The sequence below is a fragment of the Haloarcula sp. CBA1115 genome, assembly GCF_000827835.1.
Taxonomy (GTDB): Archaea; Halobacteriota; Halobacteria; order Halobacteriales; family Haloarculaceae; genus Haloarcula; species Haloarcula hispanica.
On record NZ_CP010529.1, the window covers coordinates 1203164 to 1221977 of the forward strand.

General features: G+C 63.9%; 21 protein-coding genes and 1 pseudogene. 13 read left to right on the forward strand and 9 right to left on the reverse strand.

Annotated elements, in window-relative coordinates; translation table 11 throughout:
- Positions 1–135: 135 nt before the first annotated feature.
- Both SG26_RS05890 and SG26_RS05895 read right to left on the reverse strand, forming a co-directional pair.
- Complete coding sequence (locus SG26_RS05890) at positions 136–861, reverse strand: ATPase domain-containing protein (RefSeq protein ID WP_050037098.1); 726 nt, start codon at positions 859–861, stop codon at positions 136–138.
- An 88-nt stretch (positions 862–949) separates the two neighbouring features.
- Entirely contained in the window at positions 950–1384 is a 435-nt protein-coding gene (locus tag SG26_RS05895; RefSeq protein ID WP_008307828.1) for a chemotaxis protein CheW, read from the reverse strand.
- 170 nt (positions 1385–1554) lie between these two features.
- On the opposite strand from SG26_RS05895, the gene cheB reads away from it, so the two are divergent.
- The 8 genes from cheB (at position 1555) to SG26_RS05935 (ending at position 9493) form a co-directional block, all read left to right on the forward strand.
- Positions 1555–2664, forward strand: a complete 1110-nt coding sequence (gene cheB, locus SG26_RS05900) for a chemotaxis-specific protein-glutamate methyltransferase CheB (RefSeq protein WP_050037099.1) — start codon at positions 1555–1557, stop codon at positions 2662–2664.
- Between the two features lie 2 nt (positions 2665–2666).
- On the forward strand, positions 2667–4649 hold the full coding sequence (gene cheA / locus SG26_RS05905; protein WP_050037100.1) for a chemotaxis protein CheA: 1983 nt from the start codon (positions 2667–2669) through the stop codon (positions 4647–4649).
- Positions 4646–5455, forward strand: a complete 810-nt coding sequence (locus tag SG26_RS05910) for a protein-glutamate O-methyltransferase CheR (protein WP_050037101.1) — start codon at positions 4646–4648, stop codon at positions 5453–5455. The genes cheA and SG26_RS05910 overlap by 4 nt, the downstream gene beginning before the upstream one ends.
- 6 nt (positions 5456–5461) lie before the next feature.
- Complete coding sequence (locus SG26_RS05915; RefSeq protein ID WP_050037102.1) at positions 5462–6694, forward strand: HEAT repeat domain-containing protein; 1233 nt, start codon at positions 5462–5464, stop codon at positions 6692–6694.
- 59 nt (positions 6695–6753) lie between these two features.
- The gene (locus tag SG26_RS05920) at positions 6754–7617 is read left to right on the forward strand and encodes a CheF family chemotaxis protein (protein ID WP_050037103.1); all 864 of its coding nucleotides are present in this window, start codon (positions 6754–6756) and stop codon (positions 7615–7617) included.
- 74 nt (positions 7618–7691) lie between these two features.
- Entirely contained in the window at positions 7692–8081 is a 390-nt protein-coding gene (locus SG26_RS05925) for a 30S ribosomal protein S6e (protein ID WP_014041350.1), read from the forward strand.
- Between the two features lie 4 nt (positions 8082–8085).
- Positions 8086–8514, forward strand: coding sequence for a hypothetical protein (locus tag SG26_RS05930; RefSeq protein ID WP_014041351.1), 429 nt, complete (start codon positions 8086–8088; stop codon positions 8512–8514).
- 100 nt (positions 8515–8614) lie between these two features.
- The gene (locus tag SG26_RS05935) at positions 8615–9493 is read left to right on the forward strand and encodes a CheF family chemotaxis protein (protein WP_014041352.1); all 879 of its coding nucleotides are present in this window, start codon (positions 8615–8617) and stop codon (positions 9491–9493) included.
- Between the two features lie 101 nt (positions 9494–9594).
- On the opposite strand, the gene SG26_RS05940 is transcribed toward SG26_RS05935, so the two are convergent.
- Positions 9595–10017, reverse strand: coding sequence for a dCTP deaminase (locus tag SG26_RS05940; RefSeq protein WP_050007268.1), 423 nt, complete (start codon positions 10015–10017; stop codon positions 9595–9597).
- Between the two features lie 117 nt (positions 10018–10134).
- Here SG26_RS05940 and SG26_RS05945 point away from each other — a divergent pair, with 117 nt between their 5' ends.
- Entirely contained in the window at positions 10135–10566 is a 432-nt protein-coding gene (locus SG26_RS05945; RefSeq protein ID WP_014041354.1) for a DUF5807 family protein, read from the forward strand.
- Between the two features lie 9 nt (positions 10567–10575).
- Here the strand turns inward: SG26_RS05945 and SG26_RS05950 are convergent, their stop codons facing one another.
- The 3 genes from SG26_RS05950 to SG26_RS05960 all read right to left on the reverse strand — a co-directional run bounded on the left by SG26_RS05950 (position 10576) and on the right by SG26_RS05960 (position 12692).
- A complete protein-coding gene (locus SG26_RS05950; RefSeq protein WP_050037104.1) occupies positions 10576–11013 on the reverse strand; it encodes a hypothetical protein in 438 nt (145 codons plus the stop codon).
- Positions 11014–11092: 79 nt separating this feature from the next.
- Positions 11093–12184, reverse strand: a complete 1092-nt coding sequence (locus tag SG26_RS05955) for a DHH family phosphoesterase (protein WP_050007269.1) — start codon at positions 12182–12184, stop codon at positions 11093–11095.
- Between the two features lie 43 nt (positions 12185–12227).
- Positions 12228–12692, reverse strand: coding sequence for a universal stress protein (locus SG26_RS05960; RefSeq protein WP_014041357.1), 465 nt, complete (start codon positions 12690–12692; stop codon positions 12228–12230).
- Between the two features lie 124 nt (positions 12693–12816).
- On the opposite strand from SG26_RS05960, the gene SG26_RS05965 reads away from it, so the two are divergent.
- Positions 12817–13257, forward strand: coding sequence for a universal stress protein (locus SG26_RS05965; protein ID WP_008307802.1), 441 nt, complete (start codon positions 12817–12819; stop codon positions 13255–13257).
- On the opposite strand, the gene SG26_RS05970 is transcribed toward SG26_RS05965, so the two are convergent.
- Together SG26_RS05970 and SG26_RS05975 are read right to left on the reverse strand one after the other, a co-directional pair.
- Positions 13254–13775, reverse strand: a complete 522-nt coding sequence (locus SG26_RS05970; RefSeq protein WP_050037105.1) for a GNAT family N-acetyltransferase — start codon at positions 13773–13775, stop codon at positions 13254–13256. The genes SG26_RS05965 and SG26_RS05970 overlap by 4 nt on opposite strands.
- Positions 13772–14143 carry a universal stress protein gene (locus SG26_RS05975; protein ID WP_050037106.1) on the reverse strand — a complete coding sequence of 124 codons (372 nt, stop codon included), beginning with the start codon at positions 14141–14143 and terminating at the stop codon, positions 13772–13774. The genes SG26_RS05970 and SG26_RS05975 overlap by 4 nt, the downstream gene beginning before the upstream one ends.
- A 115-nt stretch (positions 14144–14258) precedes the next feature.
- Here SG26_RS05975 and SG26_RS05980 point away from each other — a divergent pair.
- Positions 14259–14989, forward strand: a pseudogene (locus tag SG26_RS05980) (DUF5806 family protein).
- A gap of 11 nt (positions 14990–15000) precedes the next feature.
- Entirely contained in the window at positions 15001–15426 is a 426-nt protein-coding gene (locus SG26_RS05985; protein WP_050037107.1) for a hypothetical protein, read from the forward strand.
- 33 nt (positions 15427–15459) lie between these two features.
- Here SG26_RS05985 and SG26_RS05990 read toward each other — a convergent pair whose 3' ends face one another.
- Complete coding sequence (locus SG26_RS05990; RefSeq protein WP_008307796.1) at positions 15460–15978, reverse strand: hypothetical protein; 519 nt, start codon at positions 15976–15978, stop codon at positions 15460–15462.
- Between the two features lie 86 nt (positions 15979–16064).
- Here SG26_RS05990 and SG26_RS05995 point away from each other — a divergent pair, with 86 nt between their 5' ends.
- On the forward strand, positions 16065–18737 hold the full coding sequence (locus tag SG26_RS05995) for an ABC transporter ATP-binding protein (RefSeq protein WP_050037108.1): 2673 nt from the start codon (positions 16065–16067) through the stop codon (positions 18735–18737).
- Positions 18738–18814 lie beyond the last annotated feature (77 nt).

The window sequence follows — 18814 nt, forward strand, 5'->3', positions numbered from 1 at the left end:
AGTCGATAATAAAGCTATCGCCTGTGATATCGACTGAAAGGAGACAAACACGCACTACAGGGGACTCGTGCGAAAACAGCGGCCTGTGCCGCTGTATCCATCGTTCTACCGAGTAATAATGGCTCTATTGTATCGCTAAATTGGTGATTCTTCCTCGCTCATCATCGAGAAGGCGCTGGCGTTCTGGTGGACGTCGATACCGCCGCGGTCGATCTCCATCGGATAGATGTCCGTCTCGATGTTTTGCTTTCGCATCTTGGCGACCCAGACGTATCTGTTCACACCGGTATCAGTCGGCGTCTGGATAAGGTAGATGTTGCCGTCGGTCAGATAGTTCTCCAGCCCGATCTCGGTGTCCGGGAAGACGGCCCCCTGTTCGTTGGTCATCAGCGTCGTGAGACCGCTGTCGCTGAGGATGTCGGTGAACTTCAGGAGATACGTCCGCTTCTCCTTCTCGTTTTCGAAGAACAGTTCGAACATGGCGAGTGAGTCAAGCACCAACCGGTCGTAGTCGCCGTCTTCGAGCTCATCCAGGAGAATATCCAGTGAGGACGTGAAGTCGTTCTCGCGCAGGAGTACCTGCTTGTCGTACACCTTGATGTCGCCGTTGTCGACGTGATCCTGCCAGTTTTCGAAGCCGATGGATTCGGCGGCCTCTCGGAGGTCCGACGCGTCTTCCTCGAAGGAGAGATAGATGCCCTTCTCGTCGTATTTTTCGACGCCGTTGTAGATGTACTGGAGACAGAGGATCGATTTTCCGGCACCGGGGTTACCGCTCACCAGTGTCGTTGAGTTCTTCACAATACCGCCGTTCAGAATGTCGTCGAGGCCCTCGATCCCCGTTTTGGTTTGCTCAATCATAGTTTCGGAAGGAACTGGAAGTTGATTAGATACTTCTCTGTCGGGAATGTTAAAAAGTCTTGCTGGTGTGTCGCTAAACAAACCGGAATCAGTCACCAGCGTGGACGATGGCGGGGTCCACCCAGATAACAAAACTGTCATCTCGCTTGATCACGCCCCGGATTGAGCCGGCGTCGTTCGCGGGGGACCGGTCGACCTGCTCCGGCGTGATCTGGACTACCTGATACACCTCGTCGACGAGCCAGCCGGCCGCACCCTGTTCCTCGACGATCTCCGGGTCGAAGACGATGATGCGCTTCTCTTCGCCCTCGTCCTCGATACCGAAAACGACCTTGGGGTCGACGATTGATGTCGTGCGCCCGCGAAGGTCCATGACGCCACGGACGTGCGGCGGGGCGTTCGGGACGGACGTGAGTTCGCCGATATCGACGATCTCAGTCACGTAGTCGATACTCACGCAGTACGTTTCCGAGCCGAGCTGGAACTCGAGTACCTGGCCGGTGGTGGCTGACTGTGCTGCCATTGCGGTTCTTATCCAAACTGTCGCGGACAGGGGCGCATAAAGGTGCCTGCTGGGCTATCAACTTTGATTACGTGGGCGGAGTATTTATTTCGGGGCCGGACGGGATTTGGAAGTAGGTATGAGGATGTCTCGTTCGCCGATGTCTCCTGTCCGACGGGAGCGTTGGTGATATGGCAGATGGTGTCCGCGCCGTGGTCGCAGACGACTCTCACTTCATGCGGAGTGTCATCTCTGATATCCTCAGTGATGGCGGTATCGACGTCGTCGCGCAGGCGCGTGACGGCGAGGAGGCAGTGTCAGCTGTTATCGAACACAAACCGGACGTCGTGACGATGGACGTCGAGATGCCAGTAATGAACGGCATCGAGGCGACGGAGCGCATCATGGCGGAGTCTCCGACACCGGTGTTGATGCTGTCGGCCCACACCGACGAAAACGCCGATGTGACGTTCGAGGCGCTCGATAAGGGTGCGGTCGACTTCTTCACCAAGCCCGGTGGCGAGGTATCGATGGAGATGTCACGCCTGAAAGACCAGTTGGTCGAGATGGTCAGCTCCGTCGCGGCGGTCGATGTCGGCGCGACACACAGCCACGGCGGGACAAGCAGCGATAGCGGAGCGGGCTCACCAACAACCGGCGGTTCAGCCACTGACCGGAGGACAACCGGAGGCTCGTCGAGTCAGACGACCTACGTTGCGAACCCGACGCTCGTCATCGGCTCTTCGACCGGCGGCCCGAAGATGGTGGAACAGGTAATGGAAAGTCTCCCCATCGAGGCCGACCTCCGGGTGCTCATCATCCAGCACATGCCGGAGGGGTTCACCGGCCGGTTCGCCGAGCGGATCAACACGCGAAGTGATTACGAGGTCCGGGAGGCCACAGACGGGGCGCGCATCGGCGGCGGCGAGGGACTCGTCGCTGCCGGCGACCGGCACATGGAGGTCAAGAACTACCGGAACGGCCGACTGCGTACGAAGCTGACACAGGACGAACCGGTCAACAGCGTCCGGCCGGCCGTCGACGTGACGATGCGAACGGCCGCGGAGACAATCGACGACCCGCTCGTCGGACTCATCCTCACTGGGATGGGCGAAGACGGCGCAGACGGGATTCGGCGGATCAAGCAAGCCGGTGGCAAGACCATCGCACAGGACGAGGCCACGTCCGCGGTGTACGGCATGCCAAAGCGCGCCGCCGAGACGGGCTGTGTGGACACTGTCTTGCCTATCGACGACATTGCGGACGGCATTATCGACACGATTACCACTGAGGTGACCTGACAATGGACGACCAGTATTTAGACGCATTCATCCGTGAAAGTGAAGAAGCGATTACCGAACTCAACAACTCGCTGCTCGAACTCGAGTCCGACCCCTCCAACACGGAGGCGATGGATTCGATCTTCCGGACAGCCCACACGCTGAAGGGGAACTTCGGAGCGATGGGTTTCGACAACGCAGCGAACCTCGCGCACGCGATGGAGGACCTGCTCGACGAGATGCGCCAGGGCGAGATGGAGGTCACGCCGGACCTGATGGATCTCGTCTTCGCCGGCGTCGACAAGATCGAGGTCATCGTCGGGGAGATCGAAGAGCACGGCGAATCGGGGACGGAGACCGACGAGATGGTCGAAGAGCTCCGCGCCGTCCTCGAAGAAGGGGCCGCCGCCGCGGGCGACACCGAAACGACAGACAACGGTGGCTCCTCGGACAGCGACGAGTCGCTCTCCGCGGATGCCAGCGTCAGCGATGCCGACATCGACGCCGACGCTGTCAACGAGCGAGTCCTGCAGGCCGAAATCAGCGTCGGGGAGTCTGACATGCTCGGCGTCGACTCGATGCTTGCCGTCGAGTCCATCGAGGGGCGGTTCGACATTCTCGATTCGAGTCCGAGCCGTGCCGATATCGAGGACGGCGAGTTCGAGGACACGTTCGTCCTGTATCTCGACGGCCCCGACGCGGCCACCGTCGACGCCGAACTGGGAACGACTGGGAAGGTCGACAGCTTCGACGTGACCGACGTGACCGACGCGCTAGCGACCGGGGACGCCGCCGCAGTCGCCGCTGCCGGGTCGGATGCTGAGCCGAGCGCGGACCCGGAGCCGGACAACGAGGAGGAACACAGCGTCGACGAGATCAAGTCCGTGCGCGTCGACGTGGACCAGCTCGACGACCTCCACGGGCTCGTCGAGCAACTGGTCACGAGCCGAATCAAGCTCCGGCGTGGTGTCGAGAAAGACGACCTCGACTCCACTGGCGAGACGCTGAACGAACTGGACAAGATCACGGCGAACCTCCAGAACACGGTGATGGATATGCGGCTCATCCCGCTGAAGAAGGTCGTCGGGAAGTTCCCGCGGCTCGTCCGGGACCTCGCGCGCGAACTCGACAAGGACATCGAGTTCGAGATCGAGGGCGAGGACATCGAACTCGACCGGACCATCCTCACCGAGATCTCGGACCCGCTGATGCACATCCTCCGGAACGCCGTCGACCACGGCATCGAGTCGCCCGAGGAGCGAGAACAGGCAGGCAAGGACCCGACGGGCCACATCACGCTCCGGGCCTCCCGCGAGCGCGACCACGTCATCATCGAAGTCGAAGACGACGGGGCCGGGCTCGACGTGAGTGGAATCAGGGAGAAGGCCGTCGAAAAGGGCGTCCGCTCGCCCGAGGAACTGGACGCGATGGACGACTCCGCGGTGTACGACCTCGTGTTCCACCCCGGCTTCTCGACGGCCGACGAAGTGACTGACACCAGCGGGCGCGGCGTCGGCATGGACGTCGTCCACGACACGGTCTCCCAGCTCGACGGGTCGGTCAGCGTCGACTCCGAACCGGGCGAGGGAACGACGGTCTCGCTGCGCCTGCCGGTGACGATGGCTATCGTCAAAGTGCTGTTCGTCAAGGTCGGCGGCGAGGAGTACGGCGTCCCGATCAAGAACGTCGACGAGATTACCGGAACAGAGGAGGCGAAGCAGGTCAACGGCCAGGAAGTCATCAAGCACAACGACGAGATCTACCCGGTCATCCACCTCGACGACACCTTCGACATCGAGGGCGAGACGGCAAACGGCGACGGGATGCTCGTCCGCATCCGCGAGTCCGAACGCCAGGTCGCGCTCCACTGTGACTCGGTCAACAGCCAGGAGGAGGTCGTCGTCAAGCCCCTGGAGGGTATCCTCTCGGGAACACCCGGCCTCTCGGGCACGGCCGTTCTCGGCGACGGGAACATCGTCCACATCCTCGACGTGGTGACGCTATGAACAAAGGTAGCGAGCGCACCTTCAACGACCTCGTGGAGTTCATCGGCGAGGAGATGGACTTCGAGTCGGGCTTTTACAACGACTCGTATCTCGACCGCCGCATCACCGCGCGGATGCGCCGGACCGACACCGAGGACTACCAGTCCTACCAGCGACTGCTGGAGCGCGACGACGGCGAGCGCGAGGAACTGCTCGATTCGCTGTCGATCAACGTCACCAGTTTCTTCCGGAACCCGGACGCCTGGGAGCGATTGCGGCCGGTCCTCCGGGACCTCACGGAGAACAACCGTCGCGTCAGGCTCTGGTCGGCCCCGAGTGCCGACGGCCGCGAGCCGTATTCGGCGGCGATGCTGGCACTCGACGACCCCGAGATCGACGCCCGGCGGGTCGAGATCACGGCGACGGACATCAACGCCGACATCCTCGAAGAAGCCCGAAAGGGTACCTACGCGACCTCCCAGACGACCGACATCGCAGACGAGCTGGAGCCGCTGGACGATTACACGAAGTACATCGAGCAGGACGGCAACACGTTTGAGGTCCGGGACCGGGTCAAAGAGATGGTCACGTTCGAGCAACACGACCTCATCCGGGGCGACCCCAAGCGCGATTTCGATCTGGTGTTCTGCCGGAACCTCCTCATCTACATCGACTCGGAGTTCAAGGTCCCCATCTTCGAGACGATCCGCGGGTCGCTCCGCGAGGGCGGATATCTCATGATCGGCATGACCGAGACGCTGCCCGCGGAGTGTCGGGACTCCTTCGAAGCGGTCGACAAACGACACCGCATCTACCGGCGTGTGTAGCGACCAATGAGCCTCTACGAACTGGAACGGGACGGCAAGGCACAGGAACTCATCCGCCTCCTCAGGGAAAGCGACAACGAGCGGGTCAAGACCCGCGCCGCGGAGCTACTGGGGAACTTCGACGACCATGACGACCGGCGCGACGTGGTCAACGCGCTCGTGGACGCGGCCCAGAGCGACAGCGACGCGATCACCGGCGCGGCTATCGACTCGCTGGACGAACTCGGCGACGACGCCATCACGCAACTCATCGGGGGAATGGCCGGCGTCGACCTCGAAGACGACGCCGCAGACTGGGTGAAGGCGAAGGCGTACATGCAGGTGCTTGACGCCGATGTGCCCGAACTCAGGATGGCGGCCGCGAACGGCCTCGGAAACTTAGACCAGGCCGACGCGGTCCCGAAGCTCGCAGAGCGCTTCGAGGACCCGGACCCACGAGTGCGGGCGCGAGCGGCCCGGTCAGCCGGGAAGATCGGCGACTCGCGGGCGACGAACCCGCTCGAAAACGTCCTGTCGGACCCCAAAGCCGCCGTCAGGCGCGAGGCAGCGGACGCGCTGGGGAACATCGGGAACCGGCAGGCGCTCCAAGCGCTGTTGCCGCTGTACGAGGACGACGACGAGCGGGTCCGGCGTATCGCCGTCGGCGCGTTCGGGAACTTCGGCAACGACCGGCCGGTGGACTACCTCATCGAAGCCCTCTCAGACGAGTCGGCCGCCGTGCGGCGGACGGCCGTCTACTCGCTGATCGAACTGCTGTCGAACGTCCCGACCGACCAGAGCCACGAGATCCGCGACACCGTCGTCGAGAAGCTCTCGAACACGGACGACCGGAGCGTCGTCGTGCCGCTGGTCGAAATTCTCGAAGAGAGCACGCAGTCGGCCCAGCGGCGCAACACCGCCTGGATGCTCGGCCGGGTCACCAGTCAGGAGGAGCGGGACCGCGTCATCGAATCGCTGGTCGACGCGCTCGGCGACGACGACCAGATGCTCCGGCAGTTCGCCGCGACCAGCCTCGCCGAACTCGGCGACGACGACAACATGGTCGAGCGGCGACTACTCAAAATTGTCCAGGACGACGGCGTCGACCCCAACGTTCGTGGCCAGGCCATCTTCACCCTCGGGAAAGTCGGCGGCGAGCGGTCCCGGAAGACGCTGGATAAGCTCATTGACGAAACCGAACACGACGTGGTCAGGAAGAAGGCGTTCTCGGCTATCTCGAAGCTCGGTGGCCGCGGATGAGTCAGCCGAGTGGATTAAGACGCGGCGGGGCGTACACCAGAGCGATAGCTGGCTAACCGATGAGCGACGGAGAACACGCACTGGTCGATACGAAGGGGAAGTTCGTCCAGGTCGTCTCGGACGGGCGCAAGCGAAACGACATCGAGTGGCTACCCGGTCGGATACTCCTCTCGAACAAGCGTCTCGTCCTCGCAACCAACGACGGCAAGCGGACCATCCCACTGTCGAAAGTCAGCAGCGTCACGGCCAGCCAGATGAACCAGCCCCTCGCACAGGTGGACAGCTACATCAAGGTGCAGGCCGGCCGGAACGTGACGCTCATCTCGGCGAAAAAGGCCGAGGAGTTCCAGGAGAAACTCTACAGCACGCTGCTCGACCAGACCGTCGTCCTCGTCAACCATCCCGCAGTCAAGGGTGGTGTCGTTCAGGACGGCGGCTGGGAGAAGGGGCGACTCAAACTCGACGGCGACTGCATCAATCTGGCCATCGCCAGCGGTACGTTCGTCGAACTTGACATCGACGACGTGGGGACCGTCGAGAGCAAGGAAAAGACGATTCGGGGCGACGAGCGACCGTTGCTGGAGGTCGAACACACCATCGAAGGGACCAGCGTCGAGACTCACATTTCGGGGACGCCACGTCACGTCTCGCTCATCGAGGGACTCGTCCGGCAAGGTGAGCAGCGCAACATCGCCGACGACGTGGACCTCTCGGATAAGGAGACGCAGGTGCTGATGGCGCTGTACTCCGGCATCTCGCCGTTCAAGATTCCGGACTTCGTCGATATGGAAATAGAGGAAGTCGAAGCCGTGTACGACCGGTTGATGGAAGCCGATATCCTCGAACCGGTCCGGACACGCCGGGAGGTCCAGCTTGAGGCCCGCGGCCGCTCAATCGCGAGCGATGCGATGGCTGACCAGTAACCGTGACGCTGAGACGGTGCGACCGGGACGGACGGTTCGACGCGTTTTTGAAGCGCGGTTGATTGAGAACAGGTATGGCAGAATTCACGGTCGCCGTCTCCGATCCGGAGGACGGCCACACCTACCAGATCGACGTCGACGGACAGGACGCAAACCGCTTCATCGGCCGCGAGCTCGGCGACGAGGTCGACGGCGGCGCTGTCGGCCTCGATGGCTACACGCTCGAACTGACCGGCGGGTCGGACACCTCGGGCCGACCGATGCGACCCGACGTTCGCGGCGTCATGACGAAAGAAATCATGTCCGACGGCGGCGTCGGCTTCAAACCGACCACCGACGGCGAGCGCAAGCGCATCACCGTCCGCGGCCGCGAGGTCAGCGACGACACGCGCCAGATCAACGCGAAGATCACGGCCCGCGGCAGCGACGACGTGGCCGAACTCCTCGGCGACGACGACGAGTAAGTCAGTGCCGGACCGCGTTCCCAGTGACCACGAAACCGTCGAGACGCATCGCGTTCCCGTCGAGTCGGTCGGCCGAACCGACCGACCCCGGGTCGTGCTCCCGGACGAACTCGATTTCGACGACGGCGACACCGTCCGCCTCGCGCTGGACGGCGACCGGTACCACGCCGTCGTCGAGACGAATCTCGACGGCGAGCCGGTGCTCTCACACGTCGCCGACAACCGCCGACTGGCCCGCGAACGGGACGGGACGAACCGCCTCGCGGAGTGGGTCGCCGACGGCGAAGTCTCGCTCGGCGGGTCAGCACATCTCGACGTGGTAACCGACGGAACCGAGTACGGCCTCCGAACGCCGGGCAAGCGCGTCGTCTATACGGCGACCGGCGGGCCGGACGCCTCGCTGTCAGATATTGCTCGAAACCTCGACAACTGACGCCGTTAGCCCCCGTTCTCCCGAATGAAGCCGATTTTTGCTGCTGATACTCGCGCGAAACGCTCAATATCAGTGCTGCTGTACATCGGGTAACGGACGAATGTCGGAATCAGTGATCGCGGATTTCGTCGGCAAATTCAACTCCGAAGTGGCCGGTCGGGGCGACCCTATCAGGGGTCGGATCGTCCTCTCGCAAAAGCGGCTGGTACTGGCCGCAAGCGAGGACGACAAGCTGACGATCCCGCTGGACTCGATTTTCGACATTGCCATCGGGCAGGTCCCGCCCGACCTGGGCGATTTCTTCGACTCGACGGTGACGATCGCCTTCGAACACAGGGGGAAGCGGCTCGTCGCAGCCATCGAGGCTGGCGACGAGAAGATCGAGAAGTTCGGGACAGTGCTGTTCAAGGCTGTCATCAACGGCACCGAAACGACGGTCAAAGAGCGCGCCCGCGTCGGTGGCCGCGTCACCGACGAGTCGTTCAAGACTGCGAAGCTCTTTCTCACACCCGGTAACGTCGAGTTCCGACGCAAGGACGGATCGTTCAACGTCGATCTCAAAACGGTGTCAGACTTCGACCGGAACACGCGGGAGATCAACGGCACGGGCCGGCCGGTGCTGACAGTCCGGCACATGAAAGACGGGACAGCCATGACGACGCTGGCCGCGATGGCTTCGAGTCGAAAGATGTCGATCCTCGGGCGCTATCTCCGCCGCGAGTACGCCGAGCTCATGGAGGAGCTCAAAAACGTCGAGCTCACCAAGGACAAGAAGGAGGTGCTGGTCGCCATGTACTCGACCGGCGACATGGACGGGATGCCGCTGGCGAGCATTCTCGGCAAGGACTCCTCACAGGTGTCGATGATTCTCCAGGACCTCGCCGAGGACGGCCTCGTTCAGGACGCGTCCGACGGGCCGACGCTCACGCCGACTGGCAAGGTCGTCGCCAGCCGCCATCTCGAAGACGTCAACGCCTGATACGGATTGTTGTAGATTATTTCCGGATAGTGCCGATCACGGGGTCGACACATACCGGTAAATCGCTACAACAATCCGTATGAGACGGATTGTCTACCCGTTTACTCCTCGGCCGCGACAATCGTACTGACTCTGGCATTCTCTTTGAGCTGTAGCCCCGCGCCGCCGACCGATAGCGGCACGCGCGGGAGCGCGTCGACGTGCAGTGTCGGGTGCGTCGCGCCGCGTTCGAGCAGTTCCGTCCGCGGCTGGAGCGTCACCGTCGCCGCGCCGGTCAGCGATTCGTTGTACTCGACGAGATACTGGCCGGCCCGCAGCGTCCACCACTCGTAGTCGTCGTCCGGATTCCGCTTCTCGCTCGAATGGGGTGTGACGCCGGCCGCGTCGAGTTCGCCGCCGCCGAAGTCGATCCGCCCCGGCTCGACGACCTCGTACACTTCGCCGACGGTGAGGTCGAACCCCGGGCTGTCGGTCTGGGTCGGTTCGTGGACGATATCCGTGACGTACTCGCCGAAGTCGGTCATGGACGACGATACCAGGCGAGTGAGCCTAAAAGTGAGGCTGGAAGGGGCGGCGACACAGCGCGTCTCGTTCCCGAGCGGAACGCGGCACTTTTGCCCGGCGAGTGACTCTCCCCCTGCATGACCAAACACACGGAGTTTCTGGCGGGCGAGCGGCCTGAAGACGTGCTCTTCTTCCTGCACGAGGACGCCGTCTCGAACCCCGGCGCGCTGGCCGAGTACGCAGACGAAGTCGAGGACGGCCACGTCCTCGTCCTGCCGGGCGACGACGGCCGCAGCGCGTTCCAGTCGGCGACGGGCATCGACCCGATGGGACTGGCTCAGCAGGCGATGGGAACCGAGGGCGACATCGACGACGACCTGACCGACGCGGTCTGTCCGATCGCCGAGGAGGAGCCGGAGAGCGACCACACGACCCGATTCGTCTTCGCCTTCGCCGAGGAACAGAACGAGGACGTAGGCGGGCTCTACGCCGAGGGAGACGTGGTCCACGCCTACGCAGTCTGTGCCTGTGGAGAACGGTACAGCGACAAGTGGGTCGTCGGGGAGTAGTCCCCGGGCCTACAGCAGGAACGGTTCGGCAAGTCTGACAAGCAGTGCCTTCGGCAGGCCCGTCACGGGGCCGCCATCGTGTGAGTACGACACCCCGACCTCATTGCGGGTGACGCCGTGCCGGAGGTGCTGGATGCCGTCAATCATGAACCAGCAGCCGAGAAGCGCCCCGGGGACGACGACCCACGTTAGGCCGGCGGCCGCGACCGTGTACGCCACGAAGCCGAACACGAGGAGCCCGAACACCATGTGGTCGGCGTAGTCGCCGACAGTGGCCTGGGCGGCGTCGGCGACGAGCCAGACACAGAAGGCGAGCGCCGCTGCGACCGCAGCATACCGTACCGAGCCGTCGAGGACGTACAGCGTCACGCCGACGGCAACGGCGCTTCCGAGTCGCCGTCGCACAGCTGTTTCGCGCGCGATTCGCGTGTGGAGGGACTCGGACATCACCCGGCAGTGACGGGGGAGAGATAAATCAACGTTGTGTCAGGGGGCGAGATACCGTTCAGTTCGTTCACGGGCCCGCCTATCGGTCGGTATCGACGCCTTCCGCTTCTTCCTCGGGCAGCCGTCGGAAGGCGTCTACGATAGCCTGTTTCGCCACGGCCCCTTGCGTCGTCCAGTGGTGGGCGTAGTCCATCATGTCGTCGTAGATGTCGGGCTTGCAGCCCGCCGCCTTCGGGTGGCCGCCGCCGTTGACCTGCTGGGCGACCTCGTGGGCGCGCTCGAAGTTATCCGTCCCACGAATCGAGGCGGAGCCGGCGGGCTTGACGATGACGGCGGCGTCAGCGCCCTGCTCGCGCAGCGCCTCGGCGACCTCGTTCTGTGAGCAGCGGCCGTAGGTGACGCCGACCGTCCACTCGCCGACGTCGCGGAGTTCGGCCCGCTCGACGGCCTTCTCGATGAGCGCCTCCTTCTCGACGCGCTTCTCGTCGAGGAACTCGTGGAACTCCGGCGAGAGGTCGGGGCCGTGGTCGCGAACCGCCTCGATGTACTCCTCGGGTTCGCTCCAGTACGAGAGGTCCGCGAGGTCGTCGCTTCGGGGGTCGTCGCGGATCCAGAGGTCGTGGTCGCGGGTGACGGCGGCGAGGTCGGCCCACTGCTCGTCGAAGTCGTAGTCGAGTTCCGACAGCGCCACGTCAGCGGTACACACTTCCTCACTATCTCCGACGGTGCGCTCGACGCCGGCCGCGTCCACGTCGGCGGCGAGGTCGTCGGGCCACTGGTGGTGGTCGAACCAGACGACGCGTTCGACGCGCTCGATCAGCGAATCGAGGGGCGCGATGTCGGATTCGCGGTCGGGACAGAGGTCACAGATGAAGACGGTCGCGTCGGGGTCGGCGTACTCGGCGGTCCATTCGAGCGCTTCGGTGAGTTCGTGTGGGCCGGCAGGCAGCAGTGCGCCTTCTCCGTGGGCCTCGCGAATCAGTGCGGTACAGGCCAGTCCGTCTGCGTCCGGGTCGGCGATAACAATGACACCGGCGTCGTCCAGCGTCTCGGCGGCTTCCGCTTCGGCTTGCTCTTCCTCGTAGGAATCCGGGATAAAGAACCCCTCGCCGGGGAGTACGGATTTGCGGCCGATAGAGAGACGGTCGTCGTCGATGAGCCAATCGTCCATGCCCCAGCAAGCGGGCGGGGCGTCAAGAAGCCGTCGGGTTCCGTTACACGTCCTCGCGCTCGGGGTTTGGCTCGCCTTCGAGCTGGCGGACCGTCAGCACCGGCATGGGGGCCTCCCGGATGAGTTCCTCGGCGACGCTTCCCAGCAGGAATCCATGTTCGCCGTGGCGGCCCCGAGTCCCGCTGACGATGACATCGGCGTCGTGTTCCGCCGCGTACTTGCAGATTTCGTCGGCCGGGTCACCCTCCCGGACGGCAGTGACGAGCTCCTCGTCTGCCTCGGCGTCGGCGGCCTCCAGAATGAACGAGAGGGCGCGGCCGCCAGTGGTCGCCAGCGCGCGCTCCAGCGCCTCGCGAACCTCTTCGGGAGTCGTCTCAACCTCGCCGGTGTCGACGACGTACAGCCCGTGGACAGTTGCGTCGAAGCGCGCTGCCAGGTCCAGCGCCGCTTCGACGGCCCGCTCTGCGCTGCCGGAGCCGTCCGTGGCGATGACCACCGTATCGAACATACACCACGCATCGAAGCCGCGACTAAATACACTGTTGGTCACGGCGAGGGACGCTCCGGATGACGCCACGGGGTCGGCACGAACCTCGGTGGATTTTTGCCGGCCGGGGCCGCACTGGCGAGTGATGGACATCGACCTCGTACTCGCGCCGGTCGACGGCAGCGACCAGTCGGAACGAGCGGCCGAGTACGCGATCGCCGTCGCGGAGCGGTACGACGCCGATCTCCACCTGCTGTTCGTCATCGACGAACGGCTCCACCAGGATATCGACAGCGGCGACGTGAGCGCAACCGCGATCGCCGAGGAGCATCGAGCGTTCACCGAGAGCATCCGGGAACGGTTCCGCGACGTCCACGACGGCACGTTCGAAACGTCGTCCGCGACCGCGTTCTCCGAGACACGACTGATGCAGACACCGGGGAGCGTCGTCCTCGACGTGGCGGAGGACGTCGACGCGGATTTCATCGTCGTCCCGCGCGAGGAGAGAAGCGAGGGCGAAGAGGCCGTCGGGCGCGCGGCGATCTACGTCATCGAGTACGCCAGCCAGCCGGTGCTCACCGTTTAGAGACGGATCGCCATCTCTATCTCGAAGCTCTCGGCGCTACTGATCTCGAAGCCGACCTTCTCGTACAGCGATATCGCCGGGTCGTTCCACCGCTCGACGGTGAGCCAGACGTGGTCGATACCCTCGGCCTGGCCGTGACCCAGCAGCGTCTCGACCAGCGCCGTCCCGATACCAGCGCCCTGGTAGGCCTGTAGCACGAAGATAGCGAGTTCGTGCTCGTCCTCGTTGTCCGGGACCAGCGTCGCGTGGCCGGCGACAGTGTCGTCGTGTTTGGCGACGACGTTGACACAGTCGCCGTCGAGGATCGTTTCGAGCCACTCGCGGATCGCTTCCTCTTTGACCGGCGGGATGCCTTGCGCACGGTCGGCGGGGTCGAAGTCGAGATACATCTCGACGAGGCTCTCCGTGTCGGCAACGTCGGCGGGGACGACGTCGATGGGACGGTCCTTGCGGTCGGTGATCGTCCGCGGCGGCTGTGGGAACTCTTCGGCGGGTTCGTCTGGGTACGTTCGAGTCATCGGATGAGAGTCACTGGCGTCTGTGCGTTCAGCAGGACGAACTCGACGATGGGGCCGAGCTGTATCTTCCCGAGCGGCGAGCGGCCGCCACCGCCGAGGACGATCCTATCGAACTCCTCGCTCTCGGCGATGTTCACCAGCTCGCTGCCCGGCGAGGTGCCTTCGACGTGGCGGATCGGCGGCTCGAGCCCGCTTTCGTCGATATACTCCTGTATCCGCTGCCGGACCGTTTCGAGGTCGGCGTCGATGTCGCCGTTTTCGAAGACAGCGACGGTCAGCTCGTCGCCTGTTTCCGATACGCGTTCGAGTGTCTCGGTCAGTGCCTGGTAGGACAGTTCGCTGCCCCCGACACCGAGCAGTATTTTCATAGTCGGGCCATGCATGGGAGCGGTAAAAAAGCCACCCGGCTGAACTGTCGGTTGGAGACAATGACAGCGGGGCGGCGGCGATACCCTTTTTCACCGCGGGCACGCATTCCCGGCTATGACTGAGGGCGCACCGCCGGACGAGACGGACGTCGAGGCGGCAGACGACGGTTCGGCCGGCCACCAGCCGGACGACCCGGCGGCCGCGGATGACGGGGCCGACGACGGCGAGACCACGGAAAGCGGCCCGCCGACTCGGCCACCGAGGGGACAGCACCGGCCGAGCCAACCAGCGGGACAGCGGTTTCTGAAGCCAGTGACGTCCCGTCCGACGTACAAAAGTACGACCGCTTCAAGAAAATCGAGGGCGGGACCTACGACCGCGCGAACGATTTCCTCCGGGACCGGACGTACATTACCGCCCGCGAGTGGGCCATCGCCCGCCTCTGTGCCGACTTCCGGACCGAAACGGGCGTCGAGATGACGAAGATCGGGGAGAACCTGCCCGAACTCGTCCCGTTCATGACGGACACGTACACGCCACAGGCGGTCAATCAGGCCCGCGCTGCCTTCGAGGACAAGGTCCGGAAGGCCGGGGCAACCTTCCTCTACGGCGCGATGTGTGACTTCTTCACCGCCGAGGATCTCGACGACGTGATGTACGAGGCCACCGAAGTCGCGAAGTTCCTCCTCGAAGTCGAGGGCGTCGACCTCGCCGTCGAGGACGAGATGGAGGCCGAAGACCGGATTTCCTCAGTGATGCGGGAGGTCCGCGAGCAGTCCGCGGCGCTGCGACACGACGAGGTGTGTTGTCCGGAGTGTGGGAATGAATTCCAGGTCGACGAGTAGACACGGCTGAGATGGACGACATCGGCCCCGACACACAGCCGTCGATGTCGGTCCACGAAGCGACACAGAAAGTGCTGCGGACTGATCTGACGATTGGCATCGGCGGGGCGGTGCTTGGCTACGCGGAGGCGGGGACAGCACTGGTCGACGTACTGGCGGTGGTTGTCGGGTTCGGACTCCTGACGGGGATCACGGTAGCTGTCGTCGAACACGACGCGGTCCCGGGCGTCTACCCGGAGGTCGCCGCACTGGCGGCGTTCATCGTGCTGTCCGGGGCTGTCGCCGGCCTCGTGACGCTTTCCGAGGCGTCGGTGACGCTCGTACTCGCGGCCGTTCTCTCGGGCTTCGGTATCGGTGTCATCGCCAACCGGGCACTCTACGGTCTCGTCTTCGACGTGCCGGCATACCGGCTGACCCGAGTCCGAGAGACCTCGTAGCTAAGCGGTCTGTGACCCGTCTGGAACCAGATTTCACTCGGGGAAGAACGGTTCAGGGTCCTCGTGGGTGACGGTGACAACCTCGTCGTCGGTGAGAGGTCGGATATGTGAGTACAGTCCGTGGTCGGCGGCGACCTGCGAGAGGTCCGCGCGGTCGGTCTTGTCGTAGTACAGCGGCACGAGCACGGCGAGGTCGTCGCCACATTCCAGCGCGACGAGCAGGAACACCATCCCGTCGTCGGTCGCCCGGAACACCTCGCTGCGCTCGACGGTGCGGTCTTCGAGTGCGTCGGCGACCCGCCGGAACTCGTCGCCGGGGACCACAACATCGAAACCGAGCCGCCGGGTCTCCGGCTCGTACTCGCCGGTCTGTTCAGCCATCGTTCGCGGCTCGCCGGTCAGTACCGCCACGTCTCCGGGGTGGAGTTCGATAGCCTCGCGCCCGTTGTCGCGGTACTGTGTCGCCGTGGCCGCCATGTCCTCGATGACCTGCTCCCAGTGACCGACGACACGGTCGAAGGGGTTAGACTCGGGGTCGACAGGGTCGTTCATACGTCGAGTGTGGCGGCGGCCGGGATAAATTGTTGGTGGGCCAGTGGCACAACAGTTTTACTGGTATTTTGAGAAGAAGGCGACAGATGCGCGACCTCTTAACATTATCTGACCTCCGAACCCAGTTCGAGACGGACCGCGGCACCGTCAAAGCCGTCGACGGCATCGACCTCACTGTCAGGGAGGGCGAAACCGTCGGTCTGGTTGGCGAGTCGGGATCAGGGAAATCCGTCACAGCGTTATCGGCAATGGACATCGTCGACGAGCCCGGACACATCGCCGGCGGGGAGATCCGGTTCGGCGCGCTTGAGACAGTCACACGGCTGTCTCGGCAGTATCCGAAGGCAGTACGGACGGCCGACAGCGACAGCGGTTTCATCACCATCGACGCGGCGACGGTCGACCGGAACCGTGTCCCCGACTCGGTTTCGACGACGGCTGACGACAGGACGCTCGCCGAGCAGTTCATTCGGAAAGCTCCGAAAAAGGCCCTTCCGGAGGGCGGCGACGCGCCCGTCACGATCACCGACGGCTACGTCGACCTGACGGCAGCCCCGGAGCGGGTGATGCGGGACATCCGCGGCGGCGATATGGGGATGATCTTCCAGGACCCGATGACATCGCTGAACCCCGCGATAACGGTCGGCGAGCAGGTCGCGGAGAGCCTGCGCCTCCACCGCTACGGGAGCAAGCGGAACGACTCGTGGTTCAACGCCGTCCGGGAGATTACGCCCTCGCTCAGCCGGGGCAGCGAGATGGACGAGGAGATCCGGTCGGACGTTATCTCGCTGCTGGAAGAGGTCGGAATCCCGGAGCCGGCCGACCGCGTCGACGAGTACCCCCACGAGTTCTCCGGCGGGATGCGCCAGCGCGTCCTCATCGCCATCGCGCTGGCGTGCCGCCCGAAGCTGCTCGTCGCCGACGAGCCGACGACGGCGCTCGACGTGACTATCCAGGCACAGATTCTGGACCTCATCGACGACCTCCAGGCGGACCTCGGGATGTCGGTCCTGTTCATCACGCACGACCTCGGCGTCGTCGCCGAGACCTGCGACCGCGTCGCCGTGATGTACGCCGGCGAAATCGTCGAGGAGGGGCCGGTCGAGGAGATATTCCAGAACCCGTCACATCCCTACACGTACACGCTGCTGGAATCGATACCGGGCGAGGGAACGGAGCGGCTGACTCCAATCGAAGGAAACGTTCCCAGCCTCATCGACATGCCCGAAGGGTGCCACTTCGCTGACCGCTGTCCGTGGGCCGAGCCCGAGTGTCGCGAGGGCGAGATTCCGTCTCTCCAGCACGGGCCGGACGACGTCACCCACCGCTCGAAATGTATCCTCGAATCGTTCGATACAGACGAATACGGTACTGGCGACGCCGGCGTCGCCGCGACGGAGACGACGCGAACGGACAGACAGCTCATGGAGGTCGACGGGCTGAAAAAACACTTCTCGCGGGCCGACGACCTGCTCGACAAGTACATCGGGCGCGAGCCGGAGTCGGTCAAGGCCGTCGACGGCGTCTCGATGGATATCTACGAGGGCGAGACGCTGGGGCTCGTCGGCGAGTCCGGCTGTGGGAAATCGACGACTGGCCGGACCATCCTCAGACTGCTAGAACCGACAGACGGGACCGTGGTCTTCGCCGGCCAAGACCTCGCGGACCTCGACAAGGATGGCCTGCGGGAAGTCCGTCGGGACCTGCAGATGATCTTCCAGGACCCGATGTCCAGCCTCGACCCGCGGATGACAGTCGGCCAGACGATCATGGAGCCGCTAAAGATCCACGACCTGCCGGAAGACACCGGTGACGGCTCACGCCGCGAACAGCGGGTCGACCGCGTGGCCGACCTCATGGAGGCGGTGGGGCTCGATCCGGACCAGTACGACCGCTACCCGCACGAACTGTCAGGCGGACAGCGCCAGCGGGTCGGCATCGCTCGCGCGCTCGCCGTCGACCCCGATTTCATCGTCTGTGACGAACCCGTTTCGGCGCTGGACGTGAGCGTCCAGGCACAGATAATCAACCTTCTGGAGGACCTCCAGCATGAGTTCGGCCTAACGTATCTGTTTATCGCCCACGACCTGAGCGTGGTTCGCCACATCTGTGACCGGGTCGCGGTGATGTATCTCGGTGAGGTGGTCGAAGTCGCCGACACGCCGGACCTGTTCGCGGACCCGAAACATCCCTACACGCGGGCACTCATGTCGGCGATCCCGGAACCGGACCCGACCGTGGAGGCCGACCGGATACTGCTGAAAGGCGACGTTCCGTCGCCGATCGACCCGCCGTCGGGCTGTCACTTCCGGACACGCTGTCCCGAAGTCATCCCGCCCGACATCGACATCGAACAGGAGACGTACCGCGAGGTAATGGACTACCGGCAACGGGTCGAGGACGAGGCCATCGCCATCGATGCAGTTCGGAAGCAGGCCCGAAAAACCGACAGTGCCACAGCGGCGACGGACGGTGGCGCGGACCTTACCGAGCCGCCGAGCGGCAGGGGGGAGGTACCGATGGCAGCGTTCAAACAGACGATGTTCGACCGGTTCTTCGAAACGAGCCTGACCGGAGAGAACCGCCGCGTCGTCGAAACGTCGATTGAGCATCTCGCGGACGAGGACTGGGACGCCGCCGCGTCGGCGCTACGGGATCGGTTCGAGAGCGTCTGTGAGACACAGCACCCCGAACTACAACCGGACTCCCATCCAGCAGCGTGTCACCTCTACGAACAGGAGGACGAAAGCAGTAACTGAATAATATTACTTGGCTGCACATAACTCTCAGGAGATATATAGCAGAATCATTGATCTATCCGGTACAATTATAATAG